Source organism: Micromonospora sp. NPDC005173, assembly GCF_040608515.1.
Classification (GTDB): Bacteria; Actinomycetota; Actinomycetes; order Mycobacteriales; family Micromonosporaceae; genus Micromonospora.
Map to the genome: position 1 here is coordinate 1 of NZ_JBEXIK010000030.1, position 18,799 is coordinate 18,799.

18 protein-coding genes are annotated in these 18,799 nt (G+C 71.5%); 9 read left to right on the forward strand and 9 right to left on the reverse strand.

Annotation, left to right across the window (positions count from 1 at the left end):
- Positions 1-192: 192 nt before the first annotated feature.
- Genes ABZV00_RS26360 through ccsA form a run of 5 tightly spaced genes read right to left on the reverse strand, consistent with a single transcriptional unit; the run spans position 193 to position 4,717 of the window.
- A complete protein-coding gene (locus ABZV00_RS26360) occupies positions 193-1,089 on the reverse strand; it encodes a cytochrome c-type biogenesis protein CcmH (RefSeq protein ID WP_355610565.1) in 897 nt (298 codons plus the stop codon).
- Positions 1,086-1,637: a redoxin family protein gene (locus tag ABZV00_RS26365; RefSeq protein ID WP_355610567.1), complete on the reverse strand. Its 552-nt coding sequence runs from the start codon at positions 1,635-1,637 to the stop codon at positions 1,086-1,088. Before ABZV00_RS26365 ends, ABZV00_RS26360 begins: the two co-directional genes overlap by 4 nt.
- Complete coding sequence (locus ABZV00_RS26370) at positions 1,637-3,568, reverse strand: cytochrome c-type biogenesis CcmF C-terminal domain-containing protein (RefSeq protein ID WP_355610569.1); 1,932 nt, start codon at positions 3,566-3,568, stop codon at positions 1,637-1,639. Before ABZV00_RS26370 ends, ABZV00_RS26365 begins: the two co-directional genes overlap by 1 nt.
- The gene (locus ABZV00_RS26375; RefSeq protein ID WP_355610571.1) at positions 3,558-3,968 is read right to left on the reverse strand and encodes a cytochrome c maturation protein CcmE; all 411 of its coding nucleotides are present in this window, start codon (positions 3,966-3,968) and stop codon (positions 3,558-3,560) included. The genes ABZV00_RS26370 and ABZV00_RS26375 overlap by 11 nt, the downstream gene beginning before the upstream one ends.
- Positions 3,965-4,717 carry a cytochrome c biogenesis protein CcsA gene (gene ccsA / locus ABZV00_RS26380; protein ID WP_355610573.1) on the reverse strand — a complete coding sequence of 251 codons (753 nt, stop codon included), beginning with the start codon at positions 4,715-4,717 and terminating at the stop codon, positions 3,965-3,967. Before ccsA ends, ABZV00_RS26375 begins: the two co-directional genes overlap by 4 nt.
- A 136-nt stretch (positions 4,718-4,853) precedes the next feature.
- On the opposite strand from ccsA, the gene coxB reads away from it, so the two are divergent.
- Genes coxB through ABZV00_RS26425 form a run of 9 tightly spaced genes read left to right on the forward strand, consistent with a single transcriptional unit; the run spans position 4,854 to position 13,579 of the window.
- The gene (coxB, locus tag ABZV00_RS26385; protein ID WP_208869581.1) at positions 4,854-5,897 is read left to right on the forward strand and encodes a cytochrome c oxidase subunit II; all 1,044 of its coding nucleotides are present in this window, start codon (positions 4,854-4,856) and stop codon (positions 5,895-5,897) included.
- A 17-nt stretch (positions 5,898-5,914) separates the two neighbouring features.
- Positions 5,915-7,840, forward strand: a complete 1,926-nt coding sequence (gene ctaD, locus ABZV00_RS26390; protein WP_355610576.1) for a cytochrome c oxidase subunit I — start codon at positions 5,915-5,917, stop codon at positions 7,838-7,840.
- Positions 7,837-8,463 (forward strand): heme-copper oxidase subunit III, encoded by a 627-nt coding sequence (locus ABZV00_RS26395; RefSeq protein WP_355610579.1) that lies wholly within the window; start codon positions 7,837-7,839, stop codon positions 8,461-8,463. The genes ctaD and ABZV00_RS26395 overlap by 4 nt, the downstream gene beginning before the upstream one ends.
- A complete protein-coding gene (locus tag ABZV00_RS26400) occupies positions 8,460-8,864 on the forward strand; it encodes a hypothetical protein (protein ID WP_328415545.1) in 405 nt (134 codons plus the stop codon). Before ABZV00_RS26395 ends, ABZV00_RS26400 begins: the two co-directional genes overlap by 4 nt.
- A complete protein-coding gene (locus ABZV00_RS26405; RefSeq protein ID WP_355610582.1) occupies positions 8,852-9,766 on the forward strand; it encodes a cytochrome c oxidase assembly protein in 915 nt (304 codons plus the stop codon). The genes ABZV00_RS26400 and ABZV00_RS26405 overlap by 13 nt, the downstream gene beginning before the upstream one ends.
- Positions 9,763-10,155 carry a c-type cytochrome gene (locus ABZV00_RS26410; protein WP_355610585.1) on the forward strand — a complete coding sequence of 131 codons (393 nt, stop codon included), beginning with the start codon at positions 9,763-9,765 and terminating at the stop codon, positions 10,153-10,155. Before ABZV00_RS26405 ends, ABZV00_RS26410 begins: the two co-directional genes overlap by 4 nt.
- 3 nt (positions 10,156-10,158) lie before the next feature.
- The gene (locus ABZV00_RS26415) at positions 10,159-10,959 is read left to right on the forward strand and encodes a c-type cytochrome (RefSeq protein WP_355610588.1); all 801 of its coding nucleotides are present in this window, start codon (positions 10,159-10,161) and stop codon (positions 10,957-10,959) included.
- The gene (locus tag ABZV00_RS26420; RefSeq protein ID WP_355610593.1) at positions 10,956-11,819 is read left to right on the forward strand and encodes a Rieske (2Fe-2S) protein; all 864 of its coding nucleotides are present in this window, start codon (positions 10,956-10,958) and stop codon (positions 11,817-11,819) included. Before ABZV00_RS26415 ends, ABZV00_RS26420 begins: the two co-directional genes overlap by 4 nt.
- On the forward strand, positions 11,816-13,579 hold the full coding sequence (locus tag ABZV00_RS26425) for a cytochrome bc complex cytochrome b subunit (RefSeq protein WP_355610596.1): 1,764 nt from the start codon (positions 11,816-11,818) through the stop codon (positions 13,577-13,579). Before ABZV00_RS26420 ends, ABZV00_RS26425 begins: the two co-directional genes overlap by 4 nt.
- 258 nt (positions 13,580-13,837) lie before the next feature.
- On the opposite strand, the gene ABZV00_RS26430 is transcribed toward ABZV00_RS26425, so the two are convergent.
- The 4 genes from ABZV00_RS26430 to ABZV00_RS26445 are packed head-to-tail and all read right to left on the reverse strand — an operon-like array spanning position 13,838 to position 18,638.
- Positions 13,838-14,830 carry a TIGR03842 family LLM class F420-dependent oxidoreductase gene (locus tag ABZV00_RS26430; protein ID WP_355610599.1) on the reverse strand — a complete coding sequence of 331 codons (993 nt, stop codon included), beginning with the start codon at positions 14,828-14,830 and terminating at the stop codon, positions 13,838-13,840.
- 12 nt (positions 14,831-14,842) lie between these two features.
- Entirely contained in the window at positions 14,843-16,246 is a 1,404-nt protein-coding gene (hydA, locus tag ABZV00_RS26435; RefSeq protein ID WP_355610601.1) for a dihydropyrimidinase, read from the reverse strand.
- Positions 16,243-17,085 (reverse strand): nitrilase-related carbon-nitrogen hydrolase, encoded by an 843-nt coding sequence (locus ABZV00_RS26440; protein WP_355610603.1) that lies wholly within the window; start codon positions 17,083-17,085, stop codon positions 16,243-16,245. Before ABZV00_RS26440 ends, hydA begins: the two co-directional genes overlap by 4 nt.
- On the reverse strand, positions 17,082-18,638 hold the full coding sequence (locus ABZV00_RS26445; RefSeq protein WP_355610606.1) for an NCS1 family nucleobase:cation symporter-1: 1,557 nt from the start codon (positions 18,636-18,638) through the stop codon (positions 17,082-17,084). Before ABZV00_RS26445 ends, ABZV00_RS26440 begins: the two co-directional genes overlap by 4 nt.
- Between the last annotated feature and the right edge of the window lie 161 nt (positions 18,639-18,799).

Consider the following 18,799-nt stretch of genomic DNA (forward strand, 5'->3'; position numbering starts at 1 on the left):
GCGGCTTCGCTGAGCACGCCGACCGGAACGCAGCCCGCAACATCGCCGCACGCGGTGTTACAGGCTGGGCAGCCGTCAGCCTGCCGAACGCGGCGCGACCTCGTGCTCATCACCACGAGCCGTCACGATCCGCAAGCCCGGCCCCTCAGGGTCGAGAAGCTGACCGTGGATCCATGGGGTTCGGGTGGGGTGTCACGGGCCGGCGGCCAACAGCCGGCTGATCTCTCCGGCGGCCGGATGCTCCGGAGCGATGGTCAGGAAGCGTCGCAGGGTGCGCGCCGCCTCGGCGGACCGGCTGCCGCGCTGCGCCAGCCCGAGCACGAGCAGGCCGTCCGGGGAGTCTGGGGAGCGGGTCAGCACCTCCCGCGCCGACTGCTCCGCGCCGGCGTTGTCGCCGGCCCGCAGCAGCGCGAAGGCGAGCCGCAGCTGGATCGCATCGTCGGGGCGGTCTCTCAGGGCCTCCCGGTACATCCGCGCTGCGGCGTCGTAGCGGGCCTGCCCCTCGAGGTCGCGGGCCAGCTGCACGGCGACCGTCACGGGATCGGCCGGTTCCGGATCCTGGCCCGGCCGGTCCAGGCGGCTGGCGGCCACCGTGACCGACGCGACGAGGCTCACCATTCCCACCGACACCGCGCGCCACGCCCGGCGCGCGGCCCGACCGGTGGGCGCCGCCTGCACCGCCGTGGCCCGCGCGGACGGGGTCGGGCGGGGACGCAGCGTGCGCAGGGCCGCGTAGCCGCCGGCCAGCAAGGTCAGCGCGGGTACGGCCCAGAGCAGCAGCTCCGCCCGGCGGGTCGGCGGGTCGGTCAGCACCTCCGGGCCGTAGCGCTGGACGAACCAGCGGCGGATCTCGTCGCGGTCCCGCCCCTGGGCCAGCTGGTCCGCCACCACCTGCCGCATGGCCGCCGCGATCGGCGACCGGGAGTCCGCCACCGACTCACCCTGGCAGGCCGGGCAGCGTAGACCCACTGCCACGGCGCGTACGGGGTCCTCCCGACCGGTGCCGCCGGTCGACCGGACCAGCCCCGCGCCCGCTGCGGCGATCAGCGCCGTGAGGACGAGTGCCCCAACGGCCGCGCGCCACCTCATCGGGCCAGCAACGGCGCCACCCGCTGCTCAAGCCACTGCCGGGTGACCACACCCTGCTGCCGGTCGACGATCCGGCCGTCCCGGTCCACCACGAACGTTTCCGGCACTGCCCGGACGCCCCAGTCGACCGCCCGGGTGCCCTCCGGGTCTGGCAGCACGGTCAACTCCCGTGCGCCGGTCTCGTCAAGTAGCGCCCGGACCGCCTCGGCGCCGTCCCGGACGTTCAGCCCCACCAGCCGCAGCCCACGGGGCGACCACTGCCGTTCCGTCTCGACCAGTAGCGGCAGCTCGTCCCGGCACGGGCCGCACCAGGAGGCGAACACGTTGACCAGCAGCACGTGGCCACGGGCTTCGGTCAGGTCGAACCGGCCACCATCCAGGGTGGCGCCCGTGAGCGCCGGGGCCGGCGCGGGGGTGACGCCGTTGGCGGCGCCGGCGTCGAGCGGCGTCGACGGTGACCGCAGGCCGAGGGCGACCACGGTGCCAACGGCGACGATGAGCACCAGCACCAGCGCCGGGCCAGGTCGCAGCAGGCGGCGGGCGGTCATCACCGGGCCCCGGCGGCGACCGGGTCAGGCGATGCCGCGACGACGTCCGGGCGTCGCGGACGGGCGGTGCGGATCGCCGCCAGGAGTCCCCCCGCGGCCGTCAGCGTGCCGCCGGCCCAGAGCAGCCCGACGAGCGGGTTCACCGCGAGCCGTACGGTCGCGCTGCCGCTGTCCGGGGCGACCGCGATCAGGGTGACGTACGTGTCCCGCAGCAGTCCGGTCTGGATCGCCGGCACCGTGACAGCGGTGTCCCGGGCGGGGTTGTAGCGTAGGGCGGGCCGGACCGTTCGTTCCCCGCCGCCCGCCTCGGTGAGCCGGAGCCGCGCCCGTACGGTCATACCCCCGCTGGCGCCGCTGCGGTCCACGCCGACCAGGCGCACGGACACGTCGCCCACCCGCAGCGCCTCCCCAGTGTGGATGGTTCGCTCCGTGTCGCGGCCGTACGCGGAGGATCCCGCGACACCCACCGCAACCAGGGCGATCCCGGCGTGCGCGACCAGTCCGGCAGCCCTGCCCGGTCTCCGGTTCCGGCCGGAGCGCGGCCGCCGGTCGGCCAGCTCTGCGGCCACGCCGGTGAGCACGAACGCCGCTGCTCCGAACGCGGTGAGCGCGGGCAGGCCGGGCCGGCTGAGCAGCCCCACCACGGCGACGGTGGCGAGCGCCACGGCGCCGGGTAGGGCGAGTCGCCGCAGCGCCTGCGTCCGGTCGCGGACCCGCAGGGCCGGCGTCACGCCCATCATCAGCAGCACCGCGATCGCCAGCGGTACCGCCGTCCGCTGGTAGTAGCCGGGTCCGACCGAGGTGCGCACCCCGCCGAGCGGTTCGGAGAGCAGCGGGAAGATCGTGCCGATCAGCACCACCGCCGCGATCGTCACCAGAAGCACGCCGTTGACCAGCACGGCCGTCGTTCGGGACAGCAGCGGTGTGCTCCTGCGGTGGGCGGGTTCGGGATCGCGCCATCCGGTCAGGACCGTCGACACGACGACCGTCAGCAGCACGAAGCCGAGCAGCATCGGCCCCAACGGCGAGTCGGTGAAGGCGTGCACGCTGGCTACCGCGCCGGACCGGGTAAGGAACGTGCCGAGCAGCACTAGCACGAAGCTCGCGGATGCCAGGGCCAGGTTCCAGCCGGCCCGGCCGGCGGCGCGGCCCAGGGTGGCGTGCAGGAAGGCGGTGGCGGTCAGCCAGGGCAGCAGCGACGCGTTCTCCACCGGGTCCCACGCCCAGTAGCCGCCCCAGCCCAGCACCGCGTACGACCACCAGGCCCCGAGCCCGATGCCGGCGGTCAGCGCCGCCCACGCCGCCAGGGCCCAGGGTCGGGCGGCCCGTACCCAGCCCCGCCCCTGCTGGCCGGCCAGTGGTGCGGCGATCGCGAAGGCGAACGGCACGACCAGGCCGATGTAGCCGGCGTAGAGCAGGGGAGGGTGCACGCCCATCGCCGGGTGCTGCTGCAGCAGCGGGTTCGGCCCCGGGCCGTCGGCGGGTACCGGGTTCACCTCGCGGAACGGGTTCGCGGCGAAGGTGGACAGCGCGAAGAAGAACATGGTCACCGTGCTGACGACCACCATCGCGTAGGCGTGCAGCCGGGGCGGGTGCCGGCGGTGGGCCAGCAGTGCCGCGTACCCGGCGAGGATCAGCAGCCAGAGCAGCAGCGACCCGTCCAGGGCGGACCAGAGGCTCGTCAGCGTGTAGTACAACGGCACCTGGCGTCCGCCGTTCTCCGCCACGAAGCGGACGCTGAAGTCGTGCCGGAGCAGGGCCGCCTCCAGCAGCGCGCAGGCGACGGCGGCGGTTGCCAGGGTCGCGGCGGTCCCGAGGCGGGCCGCTCGGGTGGGCGTGGCGAACAGGGCCACCCGCAGCCAGAGCAGGGCGGTCAGGGTGGCGCAGAGCAGACCGACCGTGAGGCTGGCGGTGCCGAGGTCAGCGAGCATCGACCGACCCCGGCGGGGCGGTGGACGGGCGGTATTCGTTGCCGTGCCGGACCACGACGTGGTCGGAGCGGAACACCCTGTCCGACGACAGGGTGCCCTCCACGACCGCCCCCTCGCCCTCCCGGAACGTCTCCGGTGGGACGCCGCGCTGCTCGACGGTGATCTCGTGACCGTCCTCGGCGAGGCGGAACACCACGAGGTCGCCGGTGCGCCGCAGCGACCCGGGCACCACGTCGCCGCCGAGGCGTACCCGTTCCGAGGTCGCGTCCGGATCGCCGAGCACCTCGCCCGGAGTGCGGTAATAGGTCAGGGTCTCCCGGAGCGCGCTGGTGACCAGTAGCGCGCTGGCGGCGAGGAGCACGGCGACGACGGCGGTCCGGCCCCCGCGGCGACGGATCATCCGACACGGACCGGGACGCGGTCGGGGGCCGTGTCGGGGGTCAGCCGGCGTTCCAGCTGGACCACCCGGTACAGCAGGACGCAGAGCGCGGCGAGCGTCGCGGCGGCGACGGCGAGCAGCAGGGCGACGCCCATCCTGGGGTCGATGGGCGGGCGCTGCGGGGCGAGCACGGTCGCCTGCTGGTGCAGCGACCGCCACCAGACGACGGAGAAGTGCACCACCGGGACGAGCAGGAAGCTGGCCATCCCGACGACCGCGGCGGGCCGCGCCACCCGGTGGTCGCCTCCGTCTCGCGCGCCGGTCCGCTCTGCCAGCGAGCGGCGCAGGGCCAGGTAGCCGGCGTACGCGAGCAGCAGTAGGACGGTGCTGACCAGCCGGGGGTCCCACGCCCACCAGGCACCCCAGACCAGCTTCCCCCACAGTGACCCGGTGGCGATCGCGACGGCGGTCAGGGCCGCGCCGATCTCGGCGCCCGCCCGCGCGAACCGGTCCCAGCGAAGGTCGCCCCCGATCAGGTACGCGCCGCTGGCGGTCAGCACGACGGCGAACGCGGCGTAGGCAACCCAGGCCGCGGGGACGTGGAGGTACATCAGTCGCTGCGCCTGGCCCTGCACCTCGTCGGGGGGTGCCAGCCATCCGCCGGTCACCGTCGCCGCCGCGGTGAGCCCGCCGGCGAGCCAGGCCATGGTCCGGCGGCCGGCGGCCGCTCTGCCGGTGTCCGCGACAAGGTCCACGGTGGAGGCTCGCATGATCTCCCTGTCCGCGCCCCCGGGGCGCTTGCGGATCGAATTGCGGTATCACCATAAATCGGTCCAGTCGCACTCGTCGGGTTATCAGCCGCAAACAGGGATAAACGGGGTTCGAAAGGGCCTACTGTCGCTCTCGGTGGACACGACAGCAGGGATGACCATGAGCGCCGCCCGACCCGCCGGGCGGCGCCGGCAACCGCGCCCGCTCCCGGTGCTGACGGCCCTGTGCGGCCTGGCCCTGCTCGCCGGATGCGGTGGTGATCCGCCGTCCGTCCTTAACCCCGCCGGCACGGGCGCCGCCCGGGTCGCCAACCTGTGGTGGCTGCTCTTCTGGATTTCGCTGGCGGTGGTCGCCGAGGTCATGGCGCTGCTGATTTGGGCGCTGGTGTTCCGGCGGGGCAACGTCCGGGTGCGCCACGGGCAGCCGCTCCGCTTTGTCGCGATCGCCGGAGCCGGGCTGCCGTTCGTCATTCTCGTCGCCGTCTACGGGGTGGGGCTGCGGGACCTCGCCGCGCTCGCCGCCGATCCCGACCCCGACGCTCCGACGGTGGAGGTGACCGGCCACAAGTGGTGGTGGGAGGTGCGCTATCCGGGGGCGTCCGGGGCGACCGCGAACGAGATCCACATTCCGGTGGGGGAGCGGGTGAAGGTCCGGCTGCGCACGGACGACGTGCTGCACAGCTTCTGGGTGCCGCAGCTCATGCCGAAGACGGACCTGATCGCCGGTGAGACCCGCGAGACCTGGTTGCGGGCGGAGCGGGCCGGACGCTACCGCGGCCAGTGCGCCGAGTATTGCGGCACCCAGCACGCCCACATGGCCTTCCTGGTCGTGGCGGAACCCCGCACCGACTTCGACGCGTGGCTGACCCGCCTGAACGCCCCGGCCCGTCAGCCGCGCACGGAGGCCGAGCGCCGCGGCCAGCAGGCGTTCGTGCAGGGCACCTGCGCGGCCTGCCACGCGGTACGGGGCACCGGCGCCCAGGGCCAGGTGGGGCCCGACCTGTCGAACGTGGGCTCCCGATGGAGCCTCGGCGCCGGGGCGGTACCGAATGACGCCGGACACCTCGGCGGCTGGATCGTCAACTCCCAGACGGTCAAGCCCGGCAACGCGATGCCCCCACAGCCGGTCGGCGCGGCCGCGCTGCCCGACCTGATCACGTACCTGCGGTCGCTGGATTAGGTCGGGGAGGGGGAACTATGGCCACGACCAGCACGCCGCCCGGCGTCAGCCGGGTGGACCTGGCCCGGCTGACGGAACACTGGGCGGAGTCGCGCTCGCTACGCGGCTGGTTCAGCACGGTCGACCACAAGAGGATCGGCCGGCGCTACCTGGTCACCGCCGGGGTCTTCTTCGTCCTCGCCGGACTTAGCGCCCTGGCCATGCGCACCCAGCTCGCCCGACCCGAGGCGGGACTGCTGTCGCCCGAGGAGTACAACCAGCTCTTCACCATGCACGGCACGGCGATGATCTTCCTGTTCGCCACACCGATGCTCTTCGGCTTCGGGAACTACCTCGTACCCCTGATGATCGGCGCCCGGGACATGGCGTTCCCGAGACTGAACGCCTTCGGCTACTGGGTCTTCCTGTTCGCCGGCCTGTTCATGTGGGCGAGCCTGCCCTTCGGCGCCGCCCCCAACAGCGGCTGGTTCGCGTACGCGCCGCTGAACTCCGAGCAGCACAACCCCGGCCTGCACATGGACGTCTACGCCCTCGGTCTGCTCTTCCTCGGCATATCCACGACCGCCGCCTCGATCAACTTCATCGTCACCGCGCTCAAGCTGCGCGCACCGGGAATGTCGCTCAACCGGGTACCGCTGTTCGTCTGGGCGATCGTCGCTACCGCGTTCATGGTGATATTCGCGCTGCCGGCGCTGAACCTCGACAACGCGATGCTGTTCCTCGACCGCCGGTTCGACACCCACTTCTTCGACCCGTCGGCCGGCGGAAACGTCCTGCTCTGGCAGCACCTGTTCTGGATCTTCGGACACCCCGACGTGTACATCATCGTCATGCCGGGGCTGGGCATCGTTTCGGCGGTGCTACCCGCATTCACCCGGCGGGGCGTGGTCGGCTACCCGCTGATCGTGCTGTCCATCGTGGCGATCGCGATCATCTCGTTCGGGGTCTGGGTGCACCACATGTTCGCCACCGGGCTGCCGCAACTGTCGTACAGCTTCTTCAGCGCGGCCAGCACGATCATCACCATTCCGTCCGGGCTGCAGATCTTCGCCTGGCTGGCCACCATGCTGCTCGGCCGGCTGGTCATCCGGGTGCCGCTACTGTTCGTCGTCGGCTTCATCGTGACCTTCGTGCTCGGCGGCGTCACTGGCACGATGTTCGCCCTGACCGCGTTCGACCAGCAGGTCACCGACACCTACTTCGTGGTGGCGCACTTCCACTACGTGCTGATCGGCGGCGCGGTCTTCCCGATGCTCGCCGGCATCTACTACTGGCTGCCCAAGATCAGCGGGCGGATGTACCACGAAGGGCTGGGGCGCTGGGCGTTCTGGCTGGTCTTCGCGGGCATGCACGTCACCTTCTTCCCCATGCACCTCTACGGTCTGTTCGGGATGCCCCGCCGGGTCTACACCTACGCCAGCGAGCCGGGCTGGGGCGGATGGAACCTGGTCAGCACCATCGGCTCCTACGTGCTCGCTCTCGGACTGCTGCTCGTGCTCGTCGGCGTGGTGCACGCCGTCCGCCGGGGTCGGCCCGCCCCGCCGGACCCCTGGCGCGCCGACACCCTGGAATGGGCCACCACGTCGCCGCCCGAGCCGTACAACTTCCCCGTCCTGCCTCGGGTGCACAGCCTGCACCCGGTGTGGGACGAACGGACCGCCGAGTCGACCGGCGAGGGGGCGACCGCGGACCGCATCCTCAGCGAGGGACGCAACACACTGCTCACCAGCGAACTGGACGCCCGCGTCGAACGCCCGGTGCCGATGCCGGAGTCAACGCTCAAGCCCCTCGTGCTCGCCGCCGCGTTGCTGGTCCTCTTCGCCGCTCTGCTCGTCGCCTGGTACCCGGTGGCGGCCGTCGCCGCGGTGGTGGTGGCCGCGACGATCGCGGTCTGGCTCTGGCCAGCTGGACCGAGCCGGACGAGCGGGGTGGCGACACCATGACGGGTCGGGGCGGGATCATGGCGGCCACCGGCGCCGAGGCACTGAGCACCGAGCTGCCAGCCGGTCGATCGACCGGCTGGTGGGGCATGGTGATGTTCGTGGCCACCGAGGCCACCCTCTTCGCCTGCCTGCTCGGCAGCTACTTCTACCTCCGCTTCCAGTACGGCCCCCAGTGGCCGCCGGGCGCCATCGGGGCCCCGGAACTGCTCAAGCCGTTGATCATGACCGCCGTGCTGCTGCCCAGCAGTCTGCCCATGGTGTGGGCCGAACGCGGCAGCCGGCACGGCCGGCGGTGGCAGCTGCGGTGCGGCCTGGGCGCCACCATGGTGCTCGGGCTGACCTTCCTGACCCTGCAGGCCATCGAGTACGCCGAGAAGCTCCGGCACTTCACCCTGACCACCGACGTGTACGGGTCGCTGTTCTACCTGATCACCGGTTTCCACGGGCTGCACGTCCTGGTCGGCCTGACCATGATCGGCTGGCTGCTCGCCGCCGCCCTGAGCGGCGCCACCATCGACGCCCACCGGCGCGAGCGGGTCCGCAACACCGCCATCTACTGGCACTTCGTCGACGCGGTGTGGGCCGCCATCCTGTTCACCATCTACCTCTCCCCACGACTATGACCACCACACCACCCGGGCCACGGGCCCGTCTGACCGGCGGGGTGCTGCTCTGGTACGGCGTCCTCGGCGGCGCCGTCGCTTGGGCCGTACACGTGCTCGCCGCCTGGGGCCTCGACGAACTCGCCTGCGCCGCCGGCTCCGACCGCGTCCTCGCCATGCCGCTCGGGCGGGTCGTCGGGCTCGCGGTGATCGTCCCGGCCCTGGTCACCGCGGGCTCACTGGCGGTCGCCGCCCTGGCGTGGCGACGCACCGCCCGCGCGCAGGCCACGGGCACCCAGGACCGGGCGTACGGCCGGTCCCGGATGCTCGCCGTGGTGGGCGTCTGGGTCAACCTGCTGTTCCTGACGATCATCGTGCTCGGCGGGGTCGCCGTGCTGGTGCTGCCGCCATGTCAGCTCTGAGCGTCCACCAGGCACACGGGCCCGGCCAGAGCCCGCTGGCCGAGAGCCTGCTGGCGATGCTCGTCGTCGTCACGGTCTGCCTGCTGGCAGCCGGCTACGGGCGGGGCGTCCAGGAGCTGTGGTCGCGCCGCGGCGCGGGGCACGTGATCCCCCGCCGGCGGGTGGCCGCGTTCGGCGCCGGACTGCTGGTGGTGCTCGGCACTGAGCACGGGCCGGCGCACGAGATGGCGGAGTCCTCCTTGGCCGGGCACATGGCTCAGCACATGCTGCTCCTGCTGGTGGCCGCGCCGTTGCTCGCGGCCGGCGCGGCGGGGCTGCCGCTGAGCATGGCCGTGCCGCTCCCGCTGCGCCGGCTGCTCGCCCGCTGCCGGGTGGCGCCGCCGATGCGCCGGCTGCGCCACCCGGGCACGTACGCCCTGCTGGCCGGTGGCGGGCAGACCGTCGTGCTCTGGTTCTGGCACCTGCCCGGGCCGTACGCGGCCGCGGTCGACCGTCCCGCCGTGCACGCCACCGAGCATCTGTGCTTCCTGGCCACGGCCTGGCTGTTCTGGGCGCCGGTGCTCGGCTCGCCACGGCACCGCGCCCCCGCCCCGGTGACGGTGCTGCTGCTGGCCGGCACCATGCTGCCTGCCTCGGCCCTCGGCGCCGTGCTCACCTTCGCCCCGCAACCGATCTATCCGCGGCGGGTGTTCGGCGCCGACCCGCTGGCCGACCAGCAACTCGCCGGCCTGTTGATGTGGGCGCCGATGGACCTGGCCGTGCTGGTCGTGGCGCTGACCGTGTTCCTCGGCTGGCTGCTGCGGATGGACCGCGACCGGCCCGACGGCCTGCGCGGGGGGCCGCCACCCGGAGGGACCCGCCCGATGGCGACCACAGCTGAAGCGGAAGGGATGGTGCCATGATGCTGCCCCGCCGGCGCTGGGCACTCGGTGCGGCCCTCATGATCCTGCCGATGGTCGCGGTTACCGCCTGCGCCTCGACGGCCCCACCGCCACCACCGGAGTCGCGCAACGGACGGCCCGACCGCGGCGCGGAGCTGATCGCCCAGCACGGCTGCGGGTCGTGCCACACCATCCCCGGCATCAACCGCGCCGACGGCCTGGTCGGCCCGCCCCTGACTCGGTTCGGCGCCCGCTCCTACATCGCCGGTCAACTGCCCAACAACGCCGACAACCTCCGGCGCTGGATCGTCGATCCCCAGGCCGTGGAGCCCGGGACCGCCATGCCGAACCTCGGTATCAGTGCCATTGACGCCCAGGACATCGCCGCCTACCTCTACACGCTGGACTGACCGATGCGGCACTCACTAGCCGCGGCCCGGCGGCTCACCCTGCATCCCCGCCGGATGCTCGCGGTCGGAGCCGTGCTGGTGCTCGCCGCCGGTCCGGTGGCGCTCGCCCCCGAGCCGACCCCCGGGGCGGCGACCCCGGCCGCGTCCGCGCCGTCGTCCAACCCGGCGGACCGGGGCACCGAGCTCTACCTGCAGCAGTGCGCGAGTTGCCACGGTGAGCAGGGGCGGGGCACGCAGCGGGGCCCGTCGCTGATCGGCGTCGGTCCCGCCTCGGTCGACTTCCAGGTCTCCACCGGACGGATGCCGCTGTCGCGGGAGGAGCAGCAGGCCCGGCGCGCGGAACCGGTGTTCTCGTCCGACGACATCCGCGCACTGGTGGGCCACGTCGGCAGCTTCGGCGGGGGTGGTCCGCAGATACCCCGGGTCGCCCCGGGCAACCTGGCCTCCGGTCAGGAGATCTTCGCCGCCAACTGCGCACCCTGCCATGGGGCCACCGGCGCGGGCACCGCGCTGACCGACGGATGGACCGCCCCGCCGCTGTACGACGCCACAGCGACGCAGGTCGCCGAGGCGGTCCGGGTCGGCCCCGGGCTGATGCCGGTCTTTCCCAGCCAGGTGCTCGACGACCAGCAGGTCAACGACCTCACCGCGTACGTGCAGCGGCTCCGCGGCGAGCGGCTGGACCGGGGCGGCAACCCCCTCGGTCGGCTCGGCCCGCTGGCCGAGGGACTGGTCGCCTGGGTGGCCGTCCTGGGTCTGCTGGTGGCAGCCGCGCGGTGGCTGGGCAGGAGGGCGGGGGAGTGAGCGCGCGGCGTCCCTCGGCGAGCGAGCGGGCGGCCAGTCGCCGGACCGTCGTCGCGTTTCTGGTCAGCGCCGCCGGGGCGGTGGGCTTCGCGGTGACGTACGCGGTGGGCGGCGACACCCGCTGGGAGGGGGTCTGTCTCGCGGTGGCCTTCGCCGGGCTGGCCGTGGGCCTCGCCATCTGGGGCCGGCGGCTCGTGCCGGTCGACGGGTACGTCGAGGAGCACGAGGGCTTCGCGTCGCCTCCGACCGAGCAGGCGATGACCGCCGCAGTGCTCGCCGCGCCGGACAGCCCGGTGCGGCGGCGGGGCCTGCTCGCCGCGCTCGGGCTCGCGCTGAGCGCGCTCGGCGCCGCCGCGCTGTTCCCGCTGCGCTCCCTGCTGCCCTCCGGACGGGCCCACCCGCTCCAGGCACGCAGAGACACCCCATGGGGACCCGGCGTGCGGCTGGTCACCGCGGACGGACGGCCACTGCGGCTGCAGGACGTGCCCGCCGGCACCGCGGTCGGGATCTTTCCCGAGGGCCACCTCGACACCGGGGACGGCCCCGCTTTCGCGGTCCGCCTTGATCCGGAACGCTTCTCCCGCCCGCCCTCCGCCGGTCACGTGAACGGGCTGGTCGTCTACTCGCTGCTCTGCACGCACGCAGGCTGCCCGGTCCGGATCTACCTCAAGGGCACCGGGCAGGTGCTCTGTCCCTGCCATCAGTCCTCCTTCGACCTGCTGGCAGATGCCCGGCCGGTGGCCGGTCCGGCGGCCCGGGCGCTGCCAGGGCTGCCGATCGAGGTCGGACCGGACGGCTTCCTCCGCGCGACCGGTGACTTCACCGTGCCGCCCGGCGCGGGCTTCTGGAGCTCACCATGATCACCGACCGGCTGGCCCGGGCCCTGGACGACCGGCTACGGCTCTCGCCGATCACCCGCCGGGCGCTGGTGAAGGTCTTTCCCGACCACTGGTCGTTCATGCTCGGTGAGATCGCGCTCTACTCGTTCATCGCGCTGATCCTCACCGGCGTCTACCTGACCTTCTTCTTCGACGCCAGCTCCGCCGACCGGGTCTACCGCGGCGCGTACGCCCCGCTGGACGGCGCCACTACCTCCGCGGCGTACGCCTCGACGGTGCGGCTCAGCTGGGACGTCCGGGCCGGCCTGCTGATCCGGCAGACTCACCACTGGGCAGCGCTGGTCTTCGTCGCGGCCATCGTGCTGCACCTGGCGCGGATCTTCTTCACCGGGGCGTTCCGCAAACCCCGTGAGCTCAACTGGCTGATCGGCGTGACCATGCTGACCCTCGCCCTGGCCAACGGCTTCACCGGCTACTCCCTGCCGGACGACCTGCTCTCCGGGCTGGGCCTGCGGATCATCACCTCGGTGGTGGAGTCGATCCCCCTGGTCGGGGCGTGGCTGGTTTCCCTGGCCCTGGGCGGGGAGTTCCCCTCCGACGAGATGATCCCCCGGATGTTCGTCGCCCACGTGCTGCTGGTGCCGGCCGTCCTCGTCGCCCTCGTGTCGCTGCACATGGGCATCCTGGTGCGGCAGAAGCACAGCCAGTTCCCCGGTCCGGGGCGGACCGAGCACAACGTCGTCGGCTCCCGGCTGTGGCCGAGCTACACCCTGCGCACGCTCGCCCTGTTCGCCTGGGTGCTGGCGGTACTGTTCGCCCTCGGCGGCCTGATCCAGATCAACCCGGTCTGGCTCTACGGGCCTTTCGAACCGGCCCAGTCCACCGCGCCGGCCCAGCCCGACTGGTACGTCGCTTGGGGTGATGGGGCCCTGCGGCTGTTCCCGCCGCTGGAGTTCCGCGTCGCCGGGCATCTGGTGCCCGCGCCGTTCTTCCCCGGCGTGGTGCTCGGCGGGTTGACCTTCCTCGTCCTCTACGCGTGGCCGTTAGTCGAACGGCTGCGTACCAGCGATCGCCGGCAGCACCACCTGCTCGACCGGCCCCGCGACCATCCCGTCCGGATGGGCATCGGTGTGGCCGCGCTGACCTTCTACGCGGTACTCACGGTGGCGGCCGGCGACGACATCATCGCCCGCCTGCTGCGGGTGCCGATCTACGACCTGCTGTCGGTGTTCCAGGTGCTGGTGCTCGTCCTGCCGATCCTGGCCGGGGCGCTCGCCTTCCTGACCGCGCGGGCGCTGCACCGCGGTGGCGCAGCCGGCGTCGGCGAACTCACCCGCGCGGACCTGCGGCGGGCCGCCCACCGCTCGCCTCACCCGCCCGAGGGCGAGGGTGAACCGGAAACACCCGCCCTGGACAGGCCGGGGGAGCGAATCGAGCTGTGGCCGGAGGGCGACCTGTGGCGTTGGCGTTACCGCGACGAGGCCCGGCACCTCGTCATCGGCGGGAACCGGGCCCTGCGCTCGGAGGAGGAAGCGATCTCGGCCTCCCGGCTCGCGTACCCGGGGGTCGACCGGGTGGTGGTGCCCGGACCGCCGCCGGCGCCACCGCCCGGGCCGATCCGCGCCGCCCTGCGCCGTTGGGGCCGGGCGGCGGCCGTCGGGTCGCTGCTGCTCGCAGCCCTCGTCGAGAAACGGCGGGACCGCCGGGAGCGGGAACGGGTGGACGGCCCGACGCCGCCGGAGCCGGCGGAAGAGGCGCCGACCGGGGATGGGCGGACATGACACACCTGGTGGGGCGCGTGGAGGGAAGGGCCGATGAAGGCTCCGCCGTCGCCGAGGGTGGCGCGACCGGTGATGTATCACCAACGAGGATCAGGGTCGGAATCATGACACGGCCCCCTCCATGTCCCCCCGCACCACCGTCCCTACAAGAACGTCCCCAGACCACTCCGGCGGCCACGTGGACCGCCTCAGCCAGCTTGTTTGAGCTCCACCGATCACGCTCAGGAAACGTGCGAGGCGTACGTCGAGTGGCCCGGATCAGACCTGCGGGATGACGTTCTTGCCGTACGAGGAGAGGGTCTTCTCCTTGTCGCCATGCATGAGGTAGAGGGCGAAGTTGTGCACCCCGATCTCCTTGAGCTCCTGCAGCCGGTCGACATGGGCTGACTCGGGTCCGACGAGGCAGAACCGGTCGACGATCTCATCGGGCACAAAGTCGGTGGACGGATTGCCGGCGCGGCCGTGGTGTGCATAGTCGTAGCCCTCGCGCCCCCTGATGTAGTCGGTGAGCGCCTTCGGCACGACCCCGGAATCACCGTAGCGGGCGACCAGGTCGGCCACGTGGTTGCCGACCATGCCGCCGAACCAGCGCAGCTGATCCCGTTGGTGCGCGAGGTTGGTGCCCACGTAAGCCGGCGCGGCCACGCACATCGTGATCGAGTCGGGATCTCGACCTGCCGCGGTGGCCGCATCGCGTACCGAGCCGATCGTCCAGCGGGCGATATCGGGATCGGCCGTCTGCAGGATGAAGCCGTCGGCCTGCTCGCCGACCAGCCGCAGCGCTTTCGGGCCGTAGGCGGCCATCCAGATCTCCAGCCTGCCGTCACGCACCCACGGGATGCGCACCGGCGTGCCGTGGTGTTCGACCTCGTTGCCTTCGGCCAGCTCCTTGATCACGTGCATCGCTTCTTTCAGCGTGGCCAGGCTCGCCGGCGGCTGGCCGATGACCCGCCGGGCCGAGTCGCCGCGGCCGATCCCGCACACCGTGCGGTTGCCGAACATGTCGTTGAGCGTGGCGAAGAGCGACGCGGTGACCGACCAGTCGCGGGTGCTCGGGTTGGTCACCATCGGCCCGACGATCAGGTGCTTGGTTGCGGCGAGGACCTGCGAGTAGATGACGAACGGCTCCTGCCACAGCACGCAGGAGTCGAACGTCCACCCGTAGCGAAACCCGTTGTCCTCGGCGGCGGTGAGGCCGGCCACGACGTCGCGCGCCGGCGGGTCGGTCTGGAGTACGACACCGAAGTCCACGGCTTCTCCTTTTCAGGCCAGGTACTGACTGAGATCGCGCTTCAGGAACCTGCCGTGCCCGGCCGCGCCGTGGAAGGCGTTGTCGTCGACCACGACTCGACCACGGGACAGCACGGTGCAGACCTTTCCGGTCAGCTCCATGCCCTCGTACGCGGAATAGTCCACGTTCATGTGGTGGGTGCTGGCCGAGATGGTCTGCTGGGCCGTCGGGTCGTACACCGTGATGTCCGCGTCGGCGCCCGGCGCGATGACGCCCTTACGCGGGTAGAGCCCGAACATCCTGGCAGGCGTGGTCGAGCTGATCTCCACCCAGCGCGGCAGGGTGATCTCGCCTTTCACGACGCCCTGATAGAGCAGGTCCATCCGGTGCTCGACGCCGGGCATCCCGTTCGGGATCTTGGAGAAGTCTCCCCGGCCCAGCTCCTTCTGGTCCTTGAAGCAGAAGGGGCAGTGGTCGGTGGACACCAGCGACAGGTCGTTGGTGCGCAGGCCCCGCCACAGTTCCGCCTGGTGCTCCTTGGGGCGCAGTGGGGGAGAGGCGACGTACTTCGCGCCCTCGAAGTCGGGCTTGGCCAGATCCTCCAGCGACAGGAACAGGTACTGCGGGCAGGTCTCGGCGAACACGTTCTGCCCGGTGTCACGTGCCTGGGTGACCGCGTCCAGGGCGTGCGCGGCGGAGAGGTGCACGATGTATAGCGGCGAGCCGGTGACCTTGGCCAGCGCGATCGCCCGCGAGGTCGCCTCGCCCTCCAGCTCGGGCGGCCGGGTCAGGCCGTGCTGCACCGGGTCCGTCTGACCGTTGGCCAGCGCCTGGAGGATGAGCTGGTCGATGGCGATGCCGTTCTCTGCGTGCATCATGATCATCGACCCGGTGTCCCGGGCCTTCTGCATCGCCCGCAGGATCTCCCCGTCGGTGGCGTAGAAGACCCCCGGATAGGCCATGAACATCTTGAACGTGTTGACGCCCGCGTCGATGCAGGCGTCCATCTCCTTCAGAGACGTGTCGTTGACGTCTGAGATGATCATGTGGAACCCGTAGTCGATCGCGCAGTTGCCGTCGGCCTTGCTGTGCCACTTGTCCAGCGCGGACAGCACGGACGTGCCCTTGCCCTGTACGGCGAAGTCGACGATGGTCGTCGTGCCGCCCCAGGCTGCCGCGATTGTCCCGGTCTCGAAATTGTCCGCCGAGAACGTGCCGCCGAACGGCATCTCCATGTGGGTGTGGCCGTCGATGCCGCCCGGCACCACGTACTTCCCGGTGGCGTCGATCACGCGCTCGGCACCGGACGCCCACTGCTCGGCCAGACCCGAGTCGGGCGCGGCGAGCGCCGCTATCCGCTCGCCCTCGACCAGCACGTCCGCCGGGTATGCCCCGGTGGCGTTGACGATCGTTCCGTTGCGGATGACGATGCTCACGGCTTCACCAGCGATTCGTACGTGTCGGGACGGCGGTCGCGGTAGAAGGCCCACAGGTCACGGACCTCGGCCAGCTTGTCCATGTCCAGGTCGCGGACGACGACCTCCTCCTCGGTGTCCGACGCCGCGTCGCCGACCAGTTGCCCGCGCGGGTCCACGAAGTACGACTGGCCGTAGAAGTCGTTGTCGCCCAACGGTTCCACGCCGACCCGGTTTATGGCGCCGACGTAGTACTCGTTGGCGACCGCGGCCGCGGGCTGCTCCAGCCGCCACAGGTACTCCGACAGGCCGCGGCTGGTCGCCGAGGGGTTGAAAACGATCTTCGCGCCGGCCAGGCCGAGCGCCCGCCAGCCCTCGGGGAAGTGCCGCTCGTAGCAGATGTAGACGCCGATGCGCCCCACGGCGGTGTCGAACACCGGATAGCCGAGGTTCCCCGGCCGGAAGTAGAACTTCTCCCAGAACCCCTTCACCTGCGGAATGTGGTTCTTCCGATGCTTGCCGAGGTAGGTGCCGTCGGCGTCGATCACCGCGGCGGTGTTGTAGTAGACACCGGGCTGCTCCTGCTCGTACATCGGCACGATCAGCACCACGCCGTGCTGCTCGGCGACCTCGCGCATCAGCGCGGTCGTCGGCCCGTCCGGGATGGCCTCCGTGTACGAGTAGTAGTCCGCGTCCTGGATCTGGCAGAAGTACGGGCCGTAGAACAACTCCTGCAGGCAGACCACCTGTGCACCCTGCGAGGCGGCGCTGCGGATAGCCTCGACCGCGTTGGCGATCATCGACTCCTTGTCGCCGGTCCACTTCTGCTGCACCAGCCCGGCTCGGATGATGTTGCTCATTGCTCCCCCTTCGCGTGCGCGGTGCGCGGCATCGACAGCGCCAGATAGACGAGGAACCCGCCGATCAGACCGACCACCCAGCTGTAGTCGTAGAACGGCTTGAGCAACGGGATGAGCCCGTCGGACGGGAACGGCCCCTTGCCGGGTGCGGAGTAGGCGCCACCCACCGCGAGGACCGCGCCGACGACGGTGGCGACGATGGCGGCCCAGTTCCACCCGCCGGCGAACCAGTACCTGCCCTCGGGGCGGTAGAGGGCCGGCAGTTGGAGCCTGGTGCGGTGGCGGATCCAGTACCCGGCGATGAGTACGCCGGCGACCGCGCCGAGCAGGCCGCCGTAGAACCCGAGCCAGACGAAGATGTAGATGTTGGGGTCCTGCACCAGGCGCCACGGCTGGATCAGGATGCCGAGCACGCCGGTGATCAGGCCCCCGGTCCGGAAGCTCACCAGTCGGGGCGCGGCGTTGGAGAAGTCGTACGCCGGGCTGACCGTGTTCGCCGCGACGTTCACCGACAGCGTGGCGACCACGACCGTGAACAGGCCGAGCGCTACGACAAGCGGGTTCTCGAACTTGGCCGCGAGCTGGATGGGGTCCCAGATCGCCTCACCGTAGATCACGGCCGTGCCCGACGTGATCATGATCGACAGGATGGCGAAGAACGACATCGTGGTCGGCAGGCCGAGGACCTGGCCGTACGCCTGCTGCCGCTGACTGCCGCCGAACCGGGTGAAGTCGGGGATGTTCAGCGACAACGTCGCCCAGAAGGCGATCATCCCCATCAGTGACGGCGCGAACAGCTTCCAGAAGTCGGCGCCCCAACCCAGCTTCGACGGCTCGGACAGGATCGGGCCGAGCCCGCCCGCCTCGACCAGCACCCAGATCAGCAGGGCGACGGCGACCACGATGACGAACGGTGCGGCCCAGTTCTCGAAGCGCCGCAAGGTGTCCATGCCCCGCCAGATGATCGCCATCTCGATCGCCCAGAACAGGAAGAACGAGGCCCACAGCGTCCACGGGTAGTCCATCACCGTCGACGCGTCGACCCACCAGGAGCCAAGCAGCTTGCCGGCGATCGCGTAGATCGCCTCGCCGCCGATCCAGGTCTGGATGCCGAACCAGCCGCACGCGATGAAGGCGCGGAGCAGGGCCGGGACGTTCGCGCCGCGGACTCCGTAGAACGCGCGGGCGAAGACCGGGAACGGGATCCCGTACTTCGTGCCCGCGTGGCTGTTCAACAGCATCGGGATCAGGACGAGCAGATTGCCCAGCGTGATCGTGAGGAACGCCTGCACCCAGTTCATGCCAAGCTGGATGAGCCCGGCGGCGAGCAGGTAGGTGGGGATGTTGTGCGCCATGCCGATCCACAGCGCCGCGAAGTTGTACGTGGTCCAGGTGCGCTTCTCGATGGGCACCGGGGCGAGCTCTTCGTTGAAGTACGGGCTGTCCGCGATCGTGGAGAAATCACGCAGCTCGACTCGGCCATCCGGATGGGTGATCTGTGTGCCCGGCTCGACCGCGGTGGTCTCGGCGGGGGGCAGGGGTTCAACGGCCATCGGTCACCTCCCTGTCACGCTGCCGCAACAGCGGCCGTCCAACCGGCGCGTGCTGCGGGTGGGGGCGGATCAGCACGATCTTTATCTCGGAATGGTGGGCGTCCCGGACCCGCCACGGGCAGCGGCAAAGTGTCCACGCTTGCCATGATCGGGGCACACTC

Bases quoted from the DNA above. Each gene is read 5' to 3' on its own strand.
- ABZV00_RS26360 (WP_355610565.1), bottom strand. From the start codon at position 1,089: ATGAGGTGGCGCGCGGCCGTTGGGGCACTCGTCCTCACGGCGCTGATC.
- ABZV00_RS26375 (WP_355610571.1), bottom strand. From the start codon at position 3,968: ATGATCCGTCGCCGCGGGGGCCGGACCGCCGTCGTCGCCGTGCTCCTC.
- ctaD (WP_355610576.1), top strand. From the start codon at position 5,915: ATGGCCACGACCAGCACGCCGCCCGGCGTCAGCCGGGTGGACCTGGCC.
- ABZV00_RS26415 (WP_355610588.1), top strand. From the start codon at position 10,159: ATGCGGCACTCACTAGCCGCGGCCCGGCGGCTCACCCTGCATCCCCGC.
- ccsA (WP_355610573.1), bottom strand. From the start codon at position 4,717: ATGCGAGCCTCCACCGTGGACCTTGTCGCGGACACCGGCAGAGCGGCC.
- ABZV00_RS26445 (WP_355610606.1), bottom strand. From the start codon at position 18,638: ATGGCCGTTGAACCCCTGCCCCCCGCCGAGACCACCGCGGTCGAGCCG.
- ABZV00_RS26405 (WP_355610582.1), top strand. From the start codon at position 8,852: ATGTCAGCTCTGAGCGTCCACCAGGCACACGGGCCCGGCCAGAGCCCG.
- ABZV00_RS26425 (WP_355610596.1), top strand. From the start codon at position 11,816: ATGATCACCGACCGGCTGGCCCGGGCCCTGGACGACCGGCTACGGCTC.
- ABZV00_RS26400 (WP_328415545.1), top strand. From the start codon at position 8,460: ATGACCACCACACCACCCGGGCCACGGGCCCGTCTGACCGGCGGGGTG.
- ABZV00_RS26370 (WP_355610569.1), bottom strand. From the start codon at position 3,568: ATGCTCGCTGACCTCGGCACCGCCAGCCTCACGGTCGGTCTGCTCTGC.
- ABZV00_RS26365 (WP_355610567.1), bottom strand. From the start codon at position 1,637: ATGACCGCCCGCCGCCTGCTGCGACCTGGCCCGGCGCTGGTGCTGGTG.
- ABZV00_RS26395 (WP_355610579.1), top strand. From the start codon at position 7,837: ATGACGGGTCGGGGCGGGATCATGGCGGCCACCGGCGCCGAGGCACTG.
- ABZV00_RS26440 (WP_355610603.1), bottom strand. From the start codon at position 17,085: ATGAGCAACATCATCCGAGCCGGGCTGGTGCAGCAGAAGTGGACCGGC.
- ABZV00_RS26410 (WP_355610585.1), top strand. From the start codon at position 9,763: ATGATGCTGCCCCGCCGGCGCTGGGCACTCGGTGCGGCCCTCATGATC.